Here is an 18,724-nt window from a genome sequence, read left to right as displayed (position 1 = left end):
GTACAGGTTGGTTCTTTGGTTTTAAGCTTCATTTAGTAACTAATCATATTGGTGAAATTGTTAGTATCAATATTAGTCCAGGAAATAAAGATGATAGGCGTTTTTTAACTAAATTATGCAAAGGACTTAAAGGATTGGTATTTGGTGATAGAGGTTATATCTCTAAGGATAAGGCTCAATTACTTGAGCAACAAGGATTAAAACTTATAACTACTCTAAAAAAGAATATGAAAAAAGTTCCTAGAACTAGGTTTGAAAAAGCTATGTTAGCTAAGAGATCTATCATTGAGACTATTTTTGACTATCTCAAAAATAATCTAACCTTATGGCATACAAGACATAGATCTGTAAACAATGCTTTTACTCATCTTATGGCTGCTTTGGCTCAGTTTATTATTTCTCCAATTAAAATCAATAATTATAAATATTTAGACATGAACTAATTATCGAACTGAGGTTAATTAAATACAAAAGCTTGCGTCATTGATCCAATACCAGCAGCAATACAGCATGTTATACCAATGATAAAGCTACTACTATTCTTATCAAGAGTAGCTCCAATATCTTTATCTCGTATTCTGGCAGCGATAGTTACAAGTGTTACACCTATTATAAATAGAATAAAGCTTAAGATTATTATTATTCCAAATGGAGTGAGTAGCTTAGATGGGTTTAGGATGATTAATGGTAGGATTGATCCACCAGCTGTAGCTAGTCCAATATTTATACCAAAAGTTATTGATATACCAACATGTTTAAAAGCAACAAGGCAACAAAATCATCCCCGCTCCCCAAATAAAGCCGCCAATAAACAGGGTAAGTAAGACATCTATAGATATATATTTGTAATATACAACAAAACTACTACAAAAAATAAATAATGTCAGAATCGGTATAATTACATATGCCCAATAAGAGAAATGAAACCATACTTGGTTTTTGGATGTATTGTTTATTAGTTTAGATGGAACTGCAAAGCTACCATTTAAGGCACCTCCAATTAGTGCTAATAAAATAGCGAAAGAAAGTAACATTAGTTGTGCTCCCCATAAAATTTTCTGCCTTCTTTTGCTATAAGGCTAGCACCATAAAGAGCCGTGTCATAATCAAAATCAGATATCTTTAGTTTTGGAGGCGAGACTATCTTAAGATCATCGCTCATAACTTTTTCAGCCTCTTTAAGTAGGATGTCTTTTTGCTTTGTAATTACACCACCACCAAAAACAATAATTTCAGGAGATAAAATACAAGCTATATTTCTTAAGCCCTGGCCAAGGTTATATCCTACTTCTTTCCACTCATCTATAGATAGCTCTGCAGCTGGTTTTTGATATATCTTAGAAATTCCAGTTCCTGATACAATAGCAGATAGACAGTTTCTGGCACCACAAGCACATTTGATACGCTCTGGGTGACTACATTTGAATTCTATACCTTGGTGAGCAATCTCAGGATGAGAAAGTCCTCTGTAAACTAAACCATTAATTAAAAAGCCACCACCCATACCGGTACTTAGTGTTATATATAAGAAAGTTTTTTGATTATATCCTTTTAAGTAATATTCAGATAATGCAGCTACATTGGTATCAATATCAAAGTAAAAAGGGCAGTTATATTTATCTTCAATGATTTTTTTTAAAGGCACATCACGCCACATTGGTTGATGTAATGGAGAAACAGTTCCTTTATCAACATCTAAAGGTCCTCCTATAGCTGCACCAATACCTAGTATTTGAGATCCTTGGCTAATTTCATCAATCATTTCAAATAACATCTCTAGTCCATCTGCTAACTCATAAGGAGTATCTCTTCTAGTACGTTTGAGCTCTTCTCCTTTTTCATTCACGCTGTGAACTAAAGTTTTTGTTCCACCTATGTCTAAACCTATATATATTGCCAACTTCTTTTCCCTATTGTTTTTATGCTATAAAACTTTAATACTATATAAAAAAATAATCTAAGCTACAGTTTTTACGAAGGCTTTATATAAGAGCCTATTTATTTGCAATAGATTACTTTGCATTACTATTTATTTGAGACTAATTTTGTATAAAAGTAAATTGTTTATTTTAAACAGTCCTTATTAAAAAAAGATAAAAAATTTGTAGCTATTTAATTTCAGTTAATATTCTATGGTAATTTTTAAAGCGGGTGGGGTTTATATTACTTTGCTTTAGTTGATTAACTATTTCACAGCCTTTCGAGTTTTCCTCATGAGAGCAGTTTCTAAACTGACACATTCCTTTGTATTTCTTAAAATCTAAAAAGCCATCGAAAAGCTCTTCTCTAGAAATATGCCATAATCCAAATTCTCTAATACCAGGCGAGTCGATTATACTAGTATTATTATCTATCTCATATAGTGTAGAGCAAGTAGTTGTATGACGTCCTTTCTTAGTAGAATTAGAAACAGCGGTGGTTTCTGTGATTTTCTCACCAAGTATAGTATTTAGAGTTTCAGATTTACCGACGCCAGATTGTCCTAAGAATATTGAAGTATTATCTTTAAGAGTATCTAGCAGTTTATCAATTCCAATATTGTCCTTAGCAGAAATATAAAATATCTTATAACCGATGTCTTTGTATACATTTACTAAGTTCTCTATAAACTCTTTATCTTTGGGAGTTTGGCTATCTATTTTATTTACCACTATGATAGGCTCAATATCACTATTATGTAAAGCAGCTAAATATCTGTCTATATAGTGCTCAACAGGTGCTGGTGAATGAGTGATTATAATTACGCCATAGTCAATGTTTGCAGCCACATTCTTATTTTTACGTTGATATTGATTTGGGCGTGAAATTAGATTTTTTCTTTCTAGTAACTTTGTAATTACATAAGTTGAATTAGTATATTCAAGCTCAACGTTATCACCAACAGTTAACTCGCCTTTGAAAGTACTGCGATATAATGCTGAGATTTTTTCATTATTGGCTAGTTTAACTAGAATGTTACCGCCAAAATTAGTTATGATTTTTCCTTGCAAAGAATTCAAATTAAATTATTTTTTATTAAAATTTATTATAAGCCTTATTAGTTAAATTGTTAACAATAACTCTCAAGTTATTTGAATAAGATTTAGTTCTTTGCTAGTATCAAGTAAGTCTTATAGGCTTTTATAAGGGTAAAAGGAGATTAAATGAAAAAAACAAAAATTCTAAGTCTGGTTGCATTAGGTGCTTTAGCGTCATCTATGTCTTATGCTGCAGATAATGCTAATGTCGATACAAAAAATAATCTTTCACCTGAGGGTTATTGGGTACAGTTTGATGAAGATCCAGATGCAGGTCGTGGTATGCCAGAGGGAATTATCCATACTTATTTTGCAAAAGATAGTAAGTATGGTAAAAAAGGAACTCTACAAATGGAGATAGCTGTTCCATTAATGACTGTGGATGCTTCTTCAGGTAAGCCATCTAAACCAAAAGCTACTTGTTATGACTGCTCAAATGGATCTTATAATGGATTTAATTACAAAGGTAAAAATGCTCCTTTACAAAATTTCGTATTTGCAGGAAATATGCAAGAGCAAAAAGGCACGGCCCAACCACCTGCTAAAGGATCTAAGTATGATAATGGTGGTGTTATAAATCCTAATGACGGTAAGATTTATGCTGCATCAGCACAAGTTCAAGATAATGGTAAAACTATGTATTCTAAAGCGGCATATATTGTATGGGGTAAAGAGTTAGGAAGTAAAGCTGCTCACTGGCAGCGAATTTCAAAAGCTGATTATGAAAAAGTTGAAGCTGACTGTGGCGTAACAGCAACTGGTCAGTATATAAATAAAGACAAAAAAGTAACAAGTCAGTGTACTAATTATCCAGTAGCTCAATTTGGAGTTAAAAGTCCTGTTTAACTAATAGCATTTTTTCTTTATACTTTCTTTTAAAATCATTTTCTAAATTAAATATATAGTGCTAAGAAAAGTTATATTAATATTTTTATTTATTTATTTTGCTAGTTGTTATGCTAATGATAAAAAGCTTTTGGCCGATGGCTATTGGTTACAAAAAGATAAACCTACGGATTCAAATGTCTCAATTATCCATGCATATAACAATGCTCAGAATAACTTAAATGCAGAGATTTTTGTACCATTATCTGATGTCGACTATGGTAAAGCACATGCTCCGATAATTTATTGTACACAATGTGGCAAAGGTGATGCATATGGCAATAAGTATGATTATTCTAGCGGTAAGTATACGTATCAAGGACTAGAATTTGTTTGGAATATGAAAATGAAGAGCTCAGCTGAAGCTGGCGCTAAGGGACCTGTATATTTAGATGGAGCTGTATTAAATCCTCATGATGGTAAGTATTATCATGTGAAAGCTCAAACTATAGAGTATGGTAAAAAAGTATTTGTTAGAGCTTTTTTGGGGCCATTAGGTAAAAATGAATATTGGCAAAGAATCTCAAAAAAAGAAGCTAAAAAAATAAGAAACCTATGTGGCTTAACCAAAGATAATGTTTATCCTTATGAAGATAAAGATGGCAAACTAGTTAATCAGAAACTTTTTGAAGAATGTGCAACTAGAGATTTTATAAAAAATCCTTTATAAATTAAGATGTGAAAATGAGTGATTATCGTCAAATAAAAGTACTACCTGAAAGCTTAGCAAACCAAATAGCAGCTGGAGAGGTTATTGAAAGGCCTTCTTCGGTAGTTAAGGAGCTTGTTGAGAATTCTATAGATGCGGGAGCAACTGAGATAACTATAGAAATCCAAGAAGGTGGTAAATCTCTAATTAGAATTAGAGATAATGGTAAGGGGATTACTCACGATGATTTACAACTAGCCTTAGCTCCACATGCAACAAGTAAGGTTTATACTCTTGATGAGTTAGAATCTGTGGCAAGTATGGGTTTTCGTGGTGAAGCTTTGGCAAGTATTTCATCTGTCTCAAGGCTAAAGATTATATCAAAACATCAAGATTTAGATGATGCTTGGCAAATAAATAACCAAACTAGAGAAGTTACTCCTGCAGCACATGTTACAGGTACAACTATTGAGGTCAGTGAGCTTTTTTATAATACTCCGGCTCGGCGTAAGTTTTTAAAGAAAGATAATACTGAGTTTTTACATATTTCTGATTTACTTAAAAAATATATGCTTTGCTATTTTGGTATAGCTTTTAGGTTTATTCATAATGGTAAAGAAGTTAAGGATCTGCTTTTAGCACAAGATGCGCAACTAAAATATAATCGTGTTTTAGATTTATATAGTCGTGATTTTATTGAAAATGCTATCTACATTGATAAAGAGGTGGGCGATGCTCATCTATGGGGGTGGGTTGCAAGCCCAAGGTTTAATAGAGCTAGAGCAGATATGCAGAGCTTTTATATAAATGGGCGTATTATCAAAGACAAGATTGTCACACATGCAATAAAAAATGCTTATAAAGATGTCATGTATGGTAATAGGTATCCGGCATTTTTACTTTATCTTGATATGGATTATAAAGAGGTCGATGTCAATGTTCATCCAGCTAAAAGTGAAGTTCGTTTTAGAAACCAAAAATTTATCTATGATTTTCTTTTTGGTACTGTAAATAAAGCTATAACCACAAGTGCTGATGTGGAAATTGATAATCCAGCTTTTCAAGATGATGTCCATGAAGAATCAAATAGTGTAAATAATCCTCTTAATATCGGTAATATGAGCTTGGATATTAGTGTAGAAGAAGAGCAAGAAGAATCTGAATCAAATACTAATTTACTTGATAAGTATCTGAATAATCAAGATACTCAAAAAAATGAGATTCATATATCACAAAAACCAAAAGCTAGTGGTTTAGGCCAAGCTATCTGTCAGATCCATGGTATATATATTCTCTCGCAAGTAGATGAAGGAGTCGTACTTGTAGATATGCATGCAGCTCATGAAAGAATACTTTATGAAGAAATGAAAAAAACTTGGCATGCAGATGCTGATAAGTTTAAGCAGAACTTACTAATGCCTTTAACTTGTCAGCTATCAAGTAGTATAGTTGCGACAATTGATGAAAATATTGAAGTTTTTGAAAGACTTGGATTTGAGATTTCAGTAGTAGCTGATGATGCTGTACTAGTACGAGCTGTACCTATTTATGTAAAAAATAAAGATATTCAAGAACTAGTATCAAATGTAGCTACAGAGTTAGTGTCTTCAGGTAAGACAAAGAGTGTTGAGTTTTATCTAAATCACATTTTGGCTACAGTATCTTGTCATGCTGCTGTACGAGCTAATGATAAGTTAAGTATTCCAGAGATGAATCATCTATTAAGACAAATGGAAACTGTGGAAAATTCAGGCCAATGTAATCATGGTCGACCAACTTGGGTAAAGCTAAGTTTTGCACAGTTAGATAATTTCTTTTTGAGAGGGCGATAGCCTTAAATTTTTCGTAGAGACAAGTCACGACTTGTCTAATCATTATAGTAGAAAATTGTAGTTCAATCTTTTTTGCTTCGCTACTTACTGCGTAAGTTATAGTGACATATTTTTTTCATGGCAGCCCCTCGACTTCGCTCAGGAACTGGTATGCAGAACTGCCTAGCACTACGCTAGCGTAGTTTAAAACAAATGGAAAATAAAAACCCACTTTGTTCAAACAGTTTTATTTTCTAATCATTTGCTTTTGAAACTACTTGTCGTTGATGTGCTTTTTTAAAATTAGAATAAAAGTTTATTATAATGTCAAAGAAAGTTTGTAGGAAAAGGTAAAGTTACTATGGTTGAGAATCTTGAAAAAATATTTGATTATAAGAAGTGGTCAGAAAATAGACTTATTGAAGCAATTAGGAAAGTAGATAAGTCTGACAAAATTCTATTGTTTATACGTCAACAGCTTAATCATATGATTATAGTAGAAGAATTATTTAGTGCGAGAATACAAGGAAATAGGATTCCTCATTCTAATACCAATAGTGATACTCTTCCTGAGTTGACTGAGTTAGAAAATAGATTAAATCAATCTAGCTTATGGTATATACAAAATCTAAAAATATTATCTACTGAGCAAACCATAAAGAATATTGATTTTGTTTTTGTCGATGGTCTAAATGGTAGAATGTCAATTTTAGAGATTCTTTTTCATATTATAAACCATGGGACTTATCATAGAAGTGCAATTGGGCATCGTTTAGAACAAGAAGGTTATACTCGCCCAGCAGATACGTTTACTATGTATCTTCATCATACAGATATAGCTAGAAGACATAGGTAATTATTGCCATACTTTTATCTTGCTTATAAATATTTTTAATATAGAATCATCTTAGATTATTTGTGTCTGCATTTTCAGTGATTAATTTAGTCTTATCACTTTTAAAAAAATCTTATTTTAGATAGGTATTATTATGCTTAATTATTTTAAAGCTAGAAGTAGGTTATTTAGTAATAAATCTTTTAGCTATGCTTGTATTATGAGTATCTGTAATGCTGTTGTTATTGGTATGGCATATATATCGATAAGTTGGCATTTATTAACTTTGAAAAACAATATTGAGGTTATAATCTTATTTATATTTTCATGGTGGATATTTGGAGTTATATTATCTCCAGTTACAGGGTATTTTGCTGATCTTGTACCTAGGCGGGTAATTATAATTACTGTTAATTTATTAAGAGTAATATTGCTTCTTGTATTTATATTTCTAGCTAGTTTAGATTCTGTTGGAAAGGTATATTTATTTTCATGTCTGTGGGGAGTTTCAGTAGCTTTTTTTATGCCGGCGATGATGATAATGTCGCGCGAGCTTTTTGCTAGTGATGATATTCTTCTTTATGCAAATAGTACTATGGATGGACTATTTGAGTTTGGGATGATGATAGGCATGTCACTAGGTGGGATGCTTATAGTATATTTTGATATGCATCAAATTATGATGATTATGCTAGCTGGATGTATTCTTGCAACATTGTGTAGTTTTATGATTATACCTAAGAGAAATGTAAAGAAGAATGAAGGTAGTTTCTTAGCAAACTGGAAAGAAGTCTTTAGCTACCTAAATCAAAATAAACCACTTTATTGGTGCTATTTTGTTCAAGTTGGTATTACATGTATATATATGATTGCTCCAATCTTTATATCGCCATATGCTAAAAATATTCTTCAAGCATCATCATTAGAGTTTGGTTTGATAGAAGTGGCATTTTCGGTAGGTTTTATTGTTGGAAGTATTCTTTTGCCCTATATGATAGAGAGAGTATCGCCAAGACTGACTTTAACTCTTTCTATGTCTTTCTCAGCTTTGATGTATATATGCTTAGCTTTAAATCATAGTGTGCATTTTGCAATTTTATATTACTTTGTCGCAGGTATATTTATCTCATCATGGGTGATAGCTGTAACGATAGCTCAGAAAAATACACCTATACATCTACAAGGTAAAATCCAAGGTGTTTCATATGGTTTATCAGGTCTGATAGTTATGTTTATTTATATGATATTTTTCATGATTAACTATTTAGACCCATTATCTAGTAATGAGTGGTTTTATATATTAGCAATATTAGCTTTATGTACTTTGTGGCCAATATTTAAAGGGTTAAACTATCTTAAATAGTAATTTTATGTGGTCGAAGACAGAACACCATGCGTTTACGCGTGGATGAATGAGCATTCCTAGTTTTGCATTACAGAGTTTTGGGAAACTAGGTCAGATCGAAAGATCTGTAAAGCATAACAAAGTTATGCAGTGGCTTTGCCACATAAGTACCACGGGTTTACCCGTGGGTATCTATAATAAAGTGAAAAAAGTAAAGATATGTATTAGCCTAGATTATCAAGGAACTTCTCTGCATCTAAGGCAGCCATACAACCAGTACCAGCTGAAGTTACAGCTTGCTTGTATACATGGTCAGCTACATCACCAGCGGCATATACACCTTCGATACTTGTTTGAGTAGCATCACCAGTTAGGCCAGCTTTGACTTTGATATAACCATTTTCCATCTCAAGTTGACCTTCAAAAATACCAGTATTTGGAGTATGACCAATAGCAATAAATACACCCATAACATCAATTTGAGATTCTTCATTAGTTTTGACATTTCTAACACGTAAAGCATTTACTCCCATATCATCACCAAGTACTTCTTCTAATGTGGTATCCCAGATAATATTTACATTGCCATTTTGAGCTTTCTCCATTAGCTTATCTATAAGGATTTTCTCAGATCTAAGCGAATCTCTACGATGAATTAATGTTACAGATTTTGCAATATTTGATAAGAAAAGAACTTCTTCAACAGCAGTATTACCACCACCAACTACTGCGACATCTTTATTTTTATAAAAGAAACCATCACAAGTAGCACAAGCAGATACGCCTTTACCCATAAATTTTTCTTCTGATTCTAGACCTAAGTATTTAGCAGTAGCTCCAGTTGAGATAATTAGTGCATCACAAGTATACTCATCTAATTCACCAACTAGTTTAAATGGCCTAGTTTGTAGCTCGACAAAGTTGATAGTATCATATACGATCTGTGTATCAAATCTTTCAGCCTGTTTTTGTAGTTTGGCCATAAGCTCTGGACCCATGATACCATCAGCTTCACCAGGCCAGTTATCAACATCTGTAGTAGTTGTAAGTTGTCCACCTGGCTGCATACCTGTCATAATCACAGGGCTTAAATTTGCACGAGCTGCATATATTGCTGCAGTATATCCAGCAGGACCAGATCCTAAAATTATTAGTTTATGATGATTTGCCATTTTAAAAGGTTCTTTAAAATATGATTATGGCGAAATTATAGCATAGTGCTTAGGTAAGTGAAATTTTGAAATTAGATCTAACATAAAAACATTGTCATGTTCGTACTTGATATGAGGATTTCTTAGCACATGAATTTATTTCTTTGATCAGATCTTTAATTTCTGCAAAATCATCAATATAAGCAAAGCTATCAAGAGCCTTAAGATCTACACCATTATGATAACCATAACTTAGCATTACTACTTTTACACTTACCTCTTTTGCACATAAAAAATCATTCATTGAGTCGCCAATCATTAAACTCTGTTCAGCTTTAGCATTTAGTTTATCCATAGCAAAAAGTAGTGGTTCTGGATGAGGTTTGTAGCTAGATGTGGTATCTCCACCAATAACAACTTCAAAATAATTTATTAAACCTAGATGAGTCAGTGACTGTATAGCATCATCCTCATGTTTATTTGTGACTACAGCCATTTTTATATTTTTACTTTTTAAAAGCTCAAGTGTTTCAGGCACGTTAGGATATACCTTACTATTAGTACTATTTAAAGACTTATATGTTTGACTTACGATTTTGACACCTTCATCAGCTATAGACTCAATATATTGTTTATTATCAACATCCAGTGCTAAAACCTTTCTTACAGTTGTTGGGTAACCTTTACCAACAATATTAGCGATGATTTTTTCGGATATAGGCTTAAGTCCGAAATGTTCACGCATAGTATTTGTAGCAGCTGTAATATCTCCAACGGTATTGACAAGAGTGCCATCAAGATCAAAAAATATATTTTTTATCATAGTTTGAAATTTATTAGAAAACTTAGGTTATAAGCTTATAGTTAAGAGTTACTAAAATCTAGAATTAAGTTTAGTTATTAAGCGTTTTTTTATGAAAATATGATTTTGTCAGTCTAATAAAGGAGAAATATAAGACACTAACAAAAACAATGCATAGTAATGTAACAACAGTACTTAAAAGACGCTGATATCCAGCTTGTACTTGTAAGATATCATTATTTGCATATATAGAGGTCAAAAAGCATAAGTTTGCCTGAGCTCCCATATAGGCAATGTATTTACCTTGTAGTTGGATTAAACCAAATAAGATAACAATGATAAAGGATATAATTAGAACTAACACTATATTTAGGTTAAATAATGCCAATATGAATGGAACTAATAGTCCGATTAAGCATCCTAAAAACCTTTGCAAACTTAGATGATGTATTTGAGAATGCTCAAAACTAGACATAACAGCAACGACACCTATTAGAGCTTGCTCAAATAGTAATACATTTTTAAATGGGACTGTTATTAAGAAAATAAATGCAAATGTTAACATAAAGAAAATTGAAAAAGTTACCATTTCAATATGACGTTCTTTATTTTGTTTTTTGGGTTGTTTCTTTGCAATATCTTTCTTTTTCAAAAATGGTAGAACTATAACACATACGCATAGAGCACCAATTATCGTTACTATAGAACGATCAATAATAATAGCGATAGCTATATCTTTTGAAAAAACCACGTAGGGGTAGAAAAATAAACCCAAAGTAATACAAAACATAATAAAGAAATATGTGTACTCAGTGAAGTAATAGGCCATAGAAACACAAATGATTAATAAAAAAACTATTAAACTTATAATAGCAATGTCTGATCTAAATAGGGATGAGCATATTAATACAATTACTAAGGCCATTAGAGTTCCTATACACCTCATTAGTCCACGTTTATAAGTCATAATTTTGTTATCAGTCATAATACGCACGCAAGTATAGCCAGCCCAGTATGCATACTGTATGTGTAGAGCATATGAAATACCTATAGAGGCTAGGACCGAGATACTTAGTAGAATACTAATCATAAATATATAACTATTAATAGTCATTTTAGCGAGGTCATTGTATAGATTTTTAAAATGTTGAAGCATATTTATATATTAGTAGTTAAATAAAAAGTGGCTTGAATAGCATAAAGTATTATAATAGATTTATTATTTATTTCTATTGAGTTTGTAGCCTATTTTAGACTTATTATTAGAAATAGAGTTTTGATTTAATTGCAGATATTTCATCAACTTGACTAGTCTTGATCTCTAAAGCTGAGCTAGGAAAGACTGTAGGTCTAGTATCTCGTAATATTTTCTTAGAAGCCGAGCAATGTATATTTGTAACTTTTGTAACTTCTAATATTTCTCTTATATTTTGAGAGTTGATTCCACCACCTGGCATTATTTGGATTTGTTTACCAAAAAATTGTTGGAGCATATTTATAGTTTCTAAGCCTTCTACAACATTTGTAGAGGTTCCAGATGTGAGAACTCTGTCAAAACCAAGATCTATGATTTTTTGAGTGCTGGAGTAGATGTTGTTAGTTAAGTCAATAGCTCTATGAAAAGTTAGCTCTTTTTTAGCCTGTTTTGTAAGTTTAATGAAAGGTTTTAAAAATCCTTTATCAATATTATAATCTCTTGTTAGTGCTCCTATTACAATTCCATCTACATTTAGATCTAAAGCCATTTCTAAATCATCTAACATAATATGTTGATCTACTTTATCATAGTAAAAATCTCCAGCACGGTGACGGATCATAGCTTGTAATGAGCCTGTGAAATTTTCTTTTGCAAATTTGATAAAGCTAGGTGAGGGTGTTAATCCTTCAACACCTAGTGCAGAGCAAAGCTCAAGTCTATTTGCACCTGCTTTTTGAGCATTGAGGATTGATTGATAGTTATCTACACATATTTCTAGGCTTATCATTTTATTCAAACAGCTGATCATAGTTTATTTTCTAATTATAGCTTAACCTAATAGCATAAACTAATTGTTATTTACCTTTGATTATAGCAATAGCATATATGTCGATATTTGGGTTTTTACTTTGATATTATTCTGGAAAATTATTTATTATGAACTCTTTTAACATTCTCACACGATATGGCTGAAACTGTTTAAAAGGGTATACTAAGCTAATCATATTATCAGGCTTATCATTTGTATTTAACGTTACTTTGTAGTTAGGTAATATTTGTATAAGTTTTCCAGAATCTAGATCTTTTTTTATATCCCAATATGATTTTGAAGCTATTCCATATCCTCTTAAGCACATTTTACGACTTATATAACCATTATTAACAATACACGATGGATTCAAACTAATTTCAAGCTTGTTATTTTGAGGGTCTATAAGGTACCAACTTTTAATTGCAGCACCATTTATTTTTAGAGTAATAAAATCACAGTCTTTTAAAATATTTATATCATCTATATTAGTGATATTCATTTTCTTAAGATACTTGGGACTTGCACATAATATTCTGTGACTTTTGATTAATCTTTTTGCAATAAAGTTACTATTTTGTAAATTACCTTGTCTGATTGCAATATCAAAGGGGAATTGGTTATAAGAAACTACATCATCTGTGAAAAGAATATCATATTTAACTTTAGGATTTATTTCACTAAATTTATCTAATATTGGAATTATAAACTGTTCACCCAGGTCAAAAGGTATAGTTAATCTAATTATACCTTCAGCTTTATTTTTGTTAGCTTGAATATTCTCTTTTATACAGTTTAATTGTTCTAGAAGTTTTATTGCTGACTGGTATAGCATTTCTCCAGCTTTTGTAACTTCAATTTTCCTAGTTGTTCTAACTAATAATTTGGTATCATAATAGTCTTCTAATGCGCTAATTTTATTACTTATACTTGCTGGGGATAAATAAAACTCTCGTCCAGCGGCTGATAGATTACCATGATTTATTACAGCTACAAATAGCTGTAATTCGTATAACATTTTCATCTTTTAGCTTTTATAAAAAGTGCTTTTACTATTTTGTATATTATCATTAAAAATATAAAAAGTATAATACTCGTATTTCTATAAAATTTGATAATCAGATACCAAATATTTTAGGCTTATTATCAGTCGGAGAGTTATTATGAAAAAAAGTATAATTCCTTTAATGTTAGGAGCTCTTACTATTGGCATTACAGAGTTTATTATGATGGGTATCTTGCCTCAAATATCACAGTATTTTCATGTTAGTATTCCTCAAGCAGGACATTTGATTAGCGTATATGCATTAGGTGTTATTGTTGGTGCTCCAGCTTTGGTATTGTTTTCAAAAAAACTTAGTCCAAGATCGTTATTGATAGCATTAAGTATTATGATAGCTCTATTTAATAGTTTATCTATCTTCTCAACAAGCTATGATTTTTTGATGGTTACTAGATTCTTATCAGGGTTACCTCATGGTGCTTTTTTTGGTGTTGGGGCAATTGTCGCTATGGAAGTAGCTGACAAAGGTAAGAAATCTTTAGCAATTGCATTGATGTTTACAGGGTTAACTATAGCAAACATTATTGGAGTTCCATTAGCGACACATCTCGTTTTAGTTACAAGTTGGCAGGCAGCGTTTGTTATCGTTGGCCTAATTGGAATTATTACAACTATTACTGCTATATTGTGGATACCTCATGTAAATTTAAGTAAAGAAGATTCTTCTGATCAAACTACAACATCAACTTTCAAAGTTATGATGAAACTAGATACTTGGTTGGCATTTGGAGTAGTATCATTGGCTTTTGCAGGGTTGTTTGCTTGGTATAGTTATATTTCTCCGATAATGATACATATCACACATGTTTCAAAGGATTTTATTCCTTATATATTATTTTTCGTTGGTTTAGGAATGTTTAGTGGAAATATATATGGTGGCAGGTTGACTGATAATATAGGAGCTTTAAATGCGACTATTGCTAGTTTGATAGGTTTATTGTTGGTTTTATTACTAGCTTACTTATTAATAAGTTATGAATTTATCTCTGTAGTATTAAGTTTTAGTATTGGTTTTTTTGCTTTTGGATTAGCTCCATCAATTCAAACATTGTTGATAAAAGTATTCAAAGGCGCAGAAATGTTTGGCTCAGCTGTTAGCCAAGCAGGTTTTAATATAGCAAATGCCTTAGGTGCTTTTTTAGGAGGTTTACCTATAGCTTATGGATTCGCTTATTCTAGTAGCATTATCTCTGGAATAGTCATCTCTTTAATTGGAGCTGGGTTATTATTTATTTTGAAATATAGAACCTTAAAAGTATCTAAAAATTAAGGTGTCTATTATAGATAATTTATTAACTAAGCGTTTATTATCAAAATAAAACATATGGATTTACAATGAAAAAGATTCTTATAATAAATGGTAAAAAAGATTTTGGTCACTCGAAAGGTGTGCTTAACCAATATTTAGCAGATTTATCAGAAAGCCATCTAATAAGTTCTGGCTATGATGTAAAAGTTACTGATATTGATAAAGGTTATAACATCGATGAGGAGATACAAAAATGGCTTTGGGCTGATACTATAATTCATCAAATGCCAGGCTGGTGGATGGGACCTCCTTGGATTGTTAAAAAATATCTTGATGAAGTTCTAACTACAGGGCATGGAGCACTATATACAAGTGATGGTAGATCTCGCTATGATGCTACGAAAAAATATGGCTCGGGTGGATTACTACAAGGTAAAAAATATATGTTATCTTTAACTTGGAATGCCCCTATGGAAGCATTTGTTGAAAAGGATCAGTTTTTTGAAGGTGTTGGAGTAGATGGAGTGTATTTACACTTTCATAAAGCGCATCAGTTTCTGGGGATGTCGCCATTACCTACATTTATTTGTAATGATGTAATGAAAGATCCAAAAGTAGAAGAATATACACTAAATTATAAAAAACACTTAGATGGCTTATCACTAAATTAATAATATTCTATATGCCTGGTATACTTAAGTTTTAATAGATAGTTTTGACTTTACTTATGAGTATTGAAATTCATACGCAAAGAACTGTAATCAGATTATTAAAGCCAACAAATGCTCAGCTAATGCTAGATTATTATATGGAAAATAAGAGGCATCTAGCTCCATGGGAGCCTGTAAGGGATGAAAGTTATTATACCTTACAAAACTTTTCTAAAATCTTAGAGCAAGCTCAGCAAGAGTTTGATAGTAAAACCTCTCTAAAACTTGTTGCTTTGAATAAGGATGAAGGTGAAATAATAGCTGTTTGTAATTTCACAAATATTGTTTACGGAGCGTTTCAAGCATGTAATTTGGGCTATTCTATTGCAGAGAGGTATCAAGGTTTAGGTCTAATGACAGAGGTTTTAGAAGCCACGATTTGTTATGTATTTTATGAGTTGAATTTGCATAGAGTTATGGCTAATTATATTGTGAATAATATTCGTAGTGAAAGGCTGTTAGTAAAGTTAGGATTTGAGAAAGAGGGTTTAGCTAAATCATATCTTAAGATAGCAGGAAAATGGCAAGACCATATCCTTACAGCAAAGATAAATCCAAAACATAGCTAATTATTAGAAAACGATCAGAAGTTTAGGTACGATTTATAATAATTAGTTGTATTAATAATGTATAATACCTATCAAATTCTAATGGCAGAATATATTTTGTATTATATGTAAGTGCTGTCAGGTTTTCTGTGATGTTAGAGGTTATTCCAAGATGAAAATATGCGAGCTTTAACTTAGAGTGTTCGGATAAATCATTGAGATAATTTAGTATTAAAATAAATCATTAGGAAGTGATAATGGTAATAATTATATCCGTAATATTTTCTTTTGTCGCTAGCTTACTTTCAAGTATGCTAGGAGGGGGCTTTGGACTTTTATCAGTGCCGACAATATATTGGATAATAACACATTTTTATCCAATGCTTGATCATAAAATGCAGATGACTATAGCTACAGGTTCGTGTGCATCGATTACATTAGGGCTGATCTCTAGTATAAAGCACATTAGATATAAGAATGTTGATTTTAATTTGTATAAAGATTGTATTGTTTTTATGATTATAGGAGTGCTTATAGGCGCTATTTTAATGATGATTACAAACAGTGATAGCTTAAAGAAAATATTTGCGGTTGCTGTATTTATAATAGCTATATGGATGATGAGATTTAACATCCAAAATTCAAAGAAAATAAACTTTAAAAAATACCAGTTTAATAGTGTCTCAACATTTCTTGGTGGGATATCTGCATTTCTAGGGTTATCGATTTTTAATGTACCATTTTTTGTTTGTGCTGGTATAAACCTTAGAAAAGCTATAGGGACATCAGTAGTACTAGTATTTACATATTCTGCAATTGTAGGTTTATTTTTAACTATTATAGGTATACCGATTAGTGGAATTAGCTCAAATCATATTGGATATTTAATTACACCTATATTTTTATCTACAATTATTCCATGTGTTTTAGGTAGTTTGATAGGTGCTAAATTAGTAAATGTTTTAGAGCAGAATATACTAAAGGCTATATATGTTTCATTAATGTTTATAGTTTCATTAATAATGTTAGTCTAATTTTTAATGCTAATATTTGTCTAACAGTCTTTTGAATCTAGACCAAATAAATAGGATTACTTTACTAAGGTATGATCAAATTTGCACATTGATGTTTACTATTACCTATACATAAAATTAATATTCTACCTTACAATTGTTTTTAGTTTGAAAAAGTCAAAATAATAAAAACACTAACTCTGAGAGTTTTCATGCATATTCAATAAAATAAGGTGTAAGTAATAATGAAAAAAATATTTTGTGTAATTTTTTTGAGTGTAGTTTTTTCTAGCTTGTATGCTTTGAATGTGAAAGCCAATAACAGCGACTATAACAGTAAATATAAGGAATATTGTAAACATATGAAAGCTGTATATATGACGATAAATTAATCTTTAAAATAGACAGAATAAATATTTTATTTAAAACTTATCTGTAGCTAAAAAACATATATAGAAAGTCTTTTGAAAGCATTTTTGTCACCCTATGGCTTGACCCATAGGAAATACTCACTATGAGTCTTAAAAATTAGATTTTACGATCAAGTTGTAGAGTGACATATTTCTTTAGGATTAATTATAAAATTCAACATGACATTATCTGCATAGTTTAGCTATAATCACTTTAAGCAAAATAAAGTTATAGAATTTTTTATGAGTCAATTATTTATAGTTTATCTTGGTGGAAGTGCACTAAAAGCAAATATAGAATTACATGATGTGCAGTTTGTGGTCGGTAACAGTATTGAAGATACTTATGAGCAACTTAGGCAAAACTGGTTTGGTACAGTTAAAGGCTTACATCTTGATAGCTACAAAGTTATAAAAGGAGCAGATGGATATCAAATATCACTTCAAGACAAACCTCAAAACTTTGATAAAAAGTTATATTTTATTAATTTTGGAGGTTATGATGAATCTAAACTAAATGAGCTACATGAGTTTGGATTATTTGTTGCTGCAGATAAGGCAGAAGCAAAAGAGAAAGCTAAGAAGAGCTTGTTAAAAACATCACTACATCAGCATAAAGATAATCTTATGGCGATCGATGATTGCTTGGAGCTTAGCTCTATAAATGGTAAGTATATTCACTTAACTCCAAGTGATAAAGAGTATGACTTAAAACCTGATTGGTTTGGGTATAGGGTGATTGGGTAGGCTATGAAATGAAAATTAAAAAGATTGAATATAAAGAGCTTAGTGCAGTACAAAAAGAAATTTTTTTTTCAAAAAGTTTCTTCGCTACTTGCAGATTATGGCTTTAATTGTATTAAGCTAGCTGATGATTGGCAAGGTGCAGATTTTCTTGCTTATCATAAGGATGTTGATAATACTCTTAGAGTCCAATTAAAAAGTAAATTAACGATATAGCTAAAAAATATTGTAGTAAGAACTTGTACATGGCTTTTATGATTAAGCAAAGTTGGTATTTAATCGAACATGATGAATTAGTTAAATTAATTAGGGAATATTCAGGTTATTTAGATACTGACTCTTGGTGTAAAAAAAGTGGATACTCTATAAATTGTCCAAATAGAAAAGTTATAGGAGCATTAATAGATTATAAGATTTAACTATAAGAATAAATCTAGCTTACTTTTTTAATAAGCTTTACAAAAGATTATAGGCTTAATATCTGAA

21 protein-coding genes are annotated in these 18,724 nt (G+C 31.2%); 14 read left to right on the top strand and 7 right to left on the bottom strand.

Features of this window, described 5'->3' with window-relative positions; translation table 11 throughout:
• Positions 1–443 (top strand): IS982 family transposase (locus AB8E56_RS05080; RefSeq protein ID WP_329478673.1); only part of this gene is annotated, 443 nt, incomplete at its 5' end.
• A 78-nt stretch (positions 444–521) separates the two neighbouring features.
• The gene (locus tag AB8E56_RS05075) at positions 522–824 is read left to right on the top strand and encodes a hypothetical protein (protein ID WP_329478671.1); all 303 of its coding nucleotides are present in this window, start codon (positions 522–524) and stop codon (positions 822–824) included.
• A 209-nt stretch (positions 825–1,033) separates the two neighbouring features.
• Here the strand turns inward: AB8E56_RS05075 and AB8E56_RS05070 are convergent, their stop codons facing one another.
• Both AB8E56_RS05070 and rsgA read right to left on the bottom strand, forming a co-directional pair.
• Entirely contained in the window at positions 1,034–1,900 is an 867-nt protein-coding gene (locus tag AB8E56_RS05070; protein ID WP_329478669.1) for an ROK family protein, read from the bottom strand.
• 208 nt (positions 1,901–2,108) lie between these two features.
• A complete protein-coding gene (rsgA, locus tag AB8E56_RS05065) occupies positions 2,109–2,990 on the bottom strand; it encodes a ribosome small subunit-dependent GTPase A (RefSeq protein ID WP_329478677.1) in 882 nt (293 codons plus the stop codon).
• Positions 2,991–3,143: 153 nt separating this feature from the next.
• On the opposite strand from rsgA, the gene AB8E56_RS05060 reads away from it, so the two are divergent.
• The 5 genes from AB8E56_RS05060 (at position 3,144) to AB8E56_RS05040 (ending at position 8,560) form a co-directional block, all read left to right on the top strand.
• A complete protein-coding gene (locus AB8E56_RS05060) occupies positions 3,144–3,863 on the top strand; it encodes a hypothetical protein (RefSeq protein ID WP_329478667.1) in 720 nt (239 codons plus the stop codon).
• Positions 3,864–3,921: 58 nt separating this feature from the next.
• Positions 3,922–4,572, top strand: a complete 651-nt coding sequence (locus AB8E56_RS05055; RefSeq protein WP_329478665.1) for a DUF2147 domain-containing protein — start codon at positions 3,922–3,924, stop codon at positions 4,570–4,572.
• A gap of 14 nt (positions 4,573–4,586) precedes the next feature.
• The gene (gene mutL / locus AB8E56_RS05050; protein WP_329478662.1) at positions 4,587–6,383 is read left to right on the top strand and encodes a DNA mismatch repair endonuclease MutL; all 1,797 of its coding nucleotides are present in this window, start codon (positions 4,587–4,589) and stop codon (positions 6,381–6,383) included.
• A 340-nt stretch (positions 6,384–6,723) separates the two neighbouring features.
• Entirely contained in the window at positions 6,724–7,218 is a 495-nt protein-coding gene (locus AB8E56_RS05045) for a DinB family protein (protein WP_329478660.1), read from the top strand.
• A 133-nt stretch (positions 7,219–7,351) separates the two neighbouring features.
• Positions 7,352–8,560, top strand: a complete 1,209-nt coding sequence (locus AB8E56_RS05040) for an MFS transporter (RefSeq protein WP_329478657.1) — start codon at positions 7,352–7,354, stop codon at positions 8,558–8,560.
• Positions 8,561–8,766: 206 nt separating this feature from the next.
• On the opposite strand, the gene trxB is transcribed toward AB8E56_RS05040, so the two are convergent.
• The 5 genes from trxB to AB8E56_RS05015 all read right to left on the bottom strand — a co-directional run bounded on the left by trxB (position 8,767) and on the right by AB8E56_RS05015 (position 13,525).
• Positions 8,767–9,714: a thioredoxin-disulfide reductase gene (gene trxB, locus AB8E56_RS05035; protein ID WP_329478655.1), complete on the bottom strand. Its 948-nt coding sequence runs from the start codon at positions 9,712–9,714 to the stop codon at positions 8,767–8,769.
• A gap of 94 nt (positions 9,715–9,808) precedes the next feature.
• A complete protein-coding gene (locus tag AB8E56_RS05030; RefSeq protein WP_329478654.1) occupies positions 9,809–10,516 on the bottom strand; it encodes an HAD-IA family hydrolase in 708 nt (235 codons plus the stop codon).
• 70 nt (positions 10,517–10,586) lie between these two features.
• Positions 10,587–11,585 carry an FUSC family protein gene (locus AB8E56_RS05025; protein WP_329478651.1) on the bottom strand — a complete coding sequence of 333 codons (999 nt, stop codon included), beginning with the start codon at positions 11,583–11,585 and terminating at the stop codon, positions 10,587–10,589.
• A gap of 172 nt (positions 11,586–11,757) precedes the next feature.
• Positions 11,758–12,480, bottom strand: coding sequence for a copper homeostasis protein CutC (locus tag AB8E56_RS05020; RefSeq protein ID WP_329478675.1), 723 nt, complete (start codon positions 12,478–12,480; stop codon positions 11,758–11,760).
• Between the two features lie 127 nt (positions 12,481–12,607).
• Positions 12,608–13,525 carry a LysR family transcriptional regulator gene (locus AB8E56_RS05015; RefSeq protein WP_329478649.1) on the bottom strand — a complete coding sequence of 306 codons (918 nt, stop codon included), beginning with the start codon at positions 13,523–13,525 and terminating at the stop codon, positions 12,608–12,610.
• Between the two features lie 139 nt (positions 13,526–13,664).
• Here AB8E56_RS05015 and AB8E56_RS05010 point away from each other — a divergent pair, with 139 nt between their 5' ends.
• From AB8E56_RS05010 to AB8E56_RS04980, 7 genes are all read left to right on the top strand, one after another.
• Positions 13,665–14,834: an MFS transporter gene (locus tag AB8E56_RS05010; protein ID WP_329478647.1), complete on the top strand. Its 1,170-nt coding sequence runs from the start codon at positions 13,665–13,667 to the stop codon at positions 14,832–14,834.
• 65 nt (positions 14,835–14,899) lie between these two features.
• Positions 14,900–15,484, top strand: coding sequence for an NAD(P)H-dependent oxidoreductase (locus tag AB8E56_RS05005; protein ID WP_329478645.1), 585 nt, complete (start codon positions 14,900–14,902; stop codon positions 15,482–15,484).
• Between the two features lie 56 nt (positions 15,485–15,540).
• Positions 15,541–16,092 carry a ribosomal protein S5-alanine N-acetyltransferase gene (gene rimJ, locus AB8E56_RS05000; protein ID WP_329478643.1) on the top strand — a complete coding sequence of 184 codons (552 nt, stop codon included), beginning with the start codon at positions 15,541–15,543 and terminating at the stop codon, positions 16,090–16,092.
• 236 nt (positions 16,093–16,328) lie between these two features.
• Positions 16,329–17,105, top strand: coding sequence for a sulfite exporter TauE/SafE family protein (locus tag AB8E56_RS04995; RefSeq protein ID WP_329478641.1), 777 nt, complete (start codon positions 16,329–16,331; stop codon positions 17,103–17,105).
• A gap of 632 nt (positions 17,106–17,737) precedes the next feature.
• Complete coding sequence (locus tag AB8E56_RS04990) at positions 17,738–18,241, top strand: DUF1543 domain-containing protein (RefSeq protein ID WP_329478639.1); 504 nt, start codon at positions 17,738–17,740, stop codon at positions 18,239–18,241.
• Between the two features lie 42 nt (positions 18,242–18,283).
• On the top strand, positions 18,284–18,454 hold the full coding sequence (locus tag AB8E56_RS04985; protein WP_329478637.1) for a hypothetical protein: 171 nt from the start codon (positions 18,284–18,286) through the stop codon (positions 18,452–18,454).
• 38 nt (positions 18,455–18,492) lie between these two features.
• Positions 18,493–18,657: a hypothetical protein gene (locus tag AB8E56_RS04980; RefSeq protein ID WP_329478635.1), complete on the top strand. Its 165-nt coding sequence runs from the start codon at positions 18,493–18,495 to the stop codon at positions 18,655–18,657.
• Positions 18,658–18,724 lie beyond the last annotated feature (67 nt).

The organism is Francisella sp. 19X1-34 (assembly GCF_041102755.1).
In the GTDB taxonomy this organism is placed as follows: domain Bacteria; phylum Pseudomonadota; class Gammaproteobacteria; order Francisellales; family Francisellaceae; genus Francisella.
The sequence above is the reverse complement of the archived record's forward strand: the minus strand, read 5'-3'. Positions and strand labels throughout refer to the sequence as shown.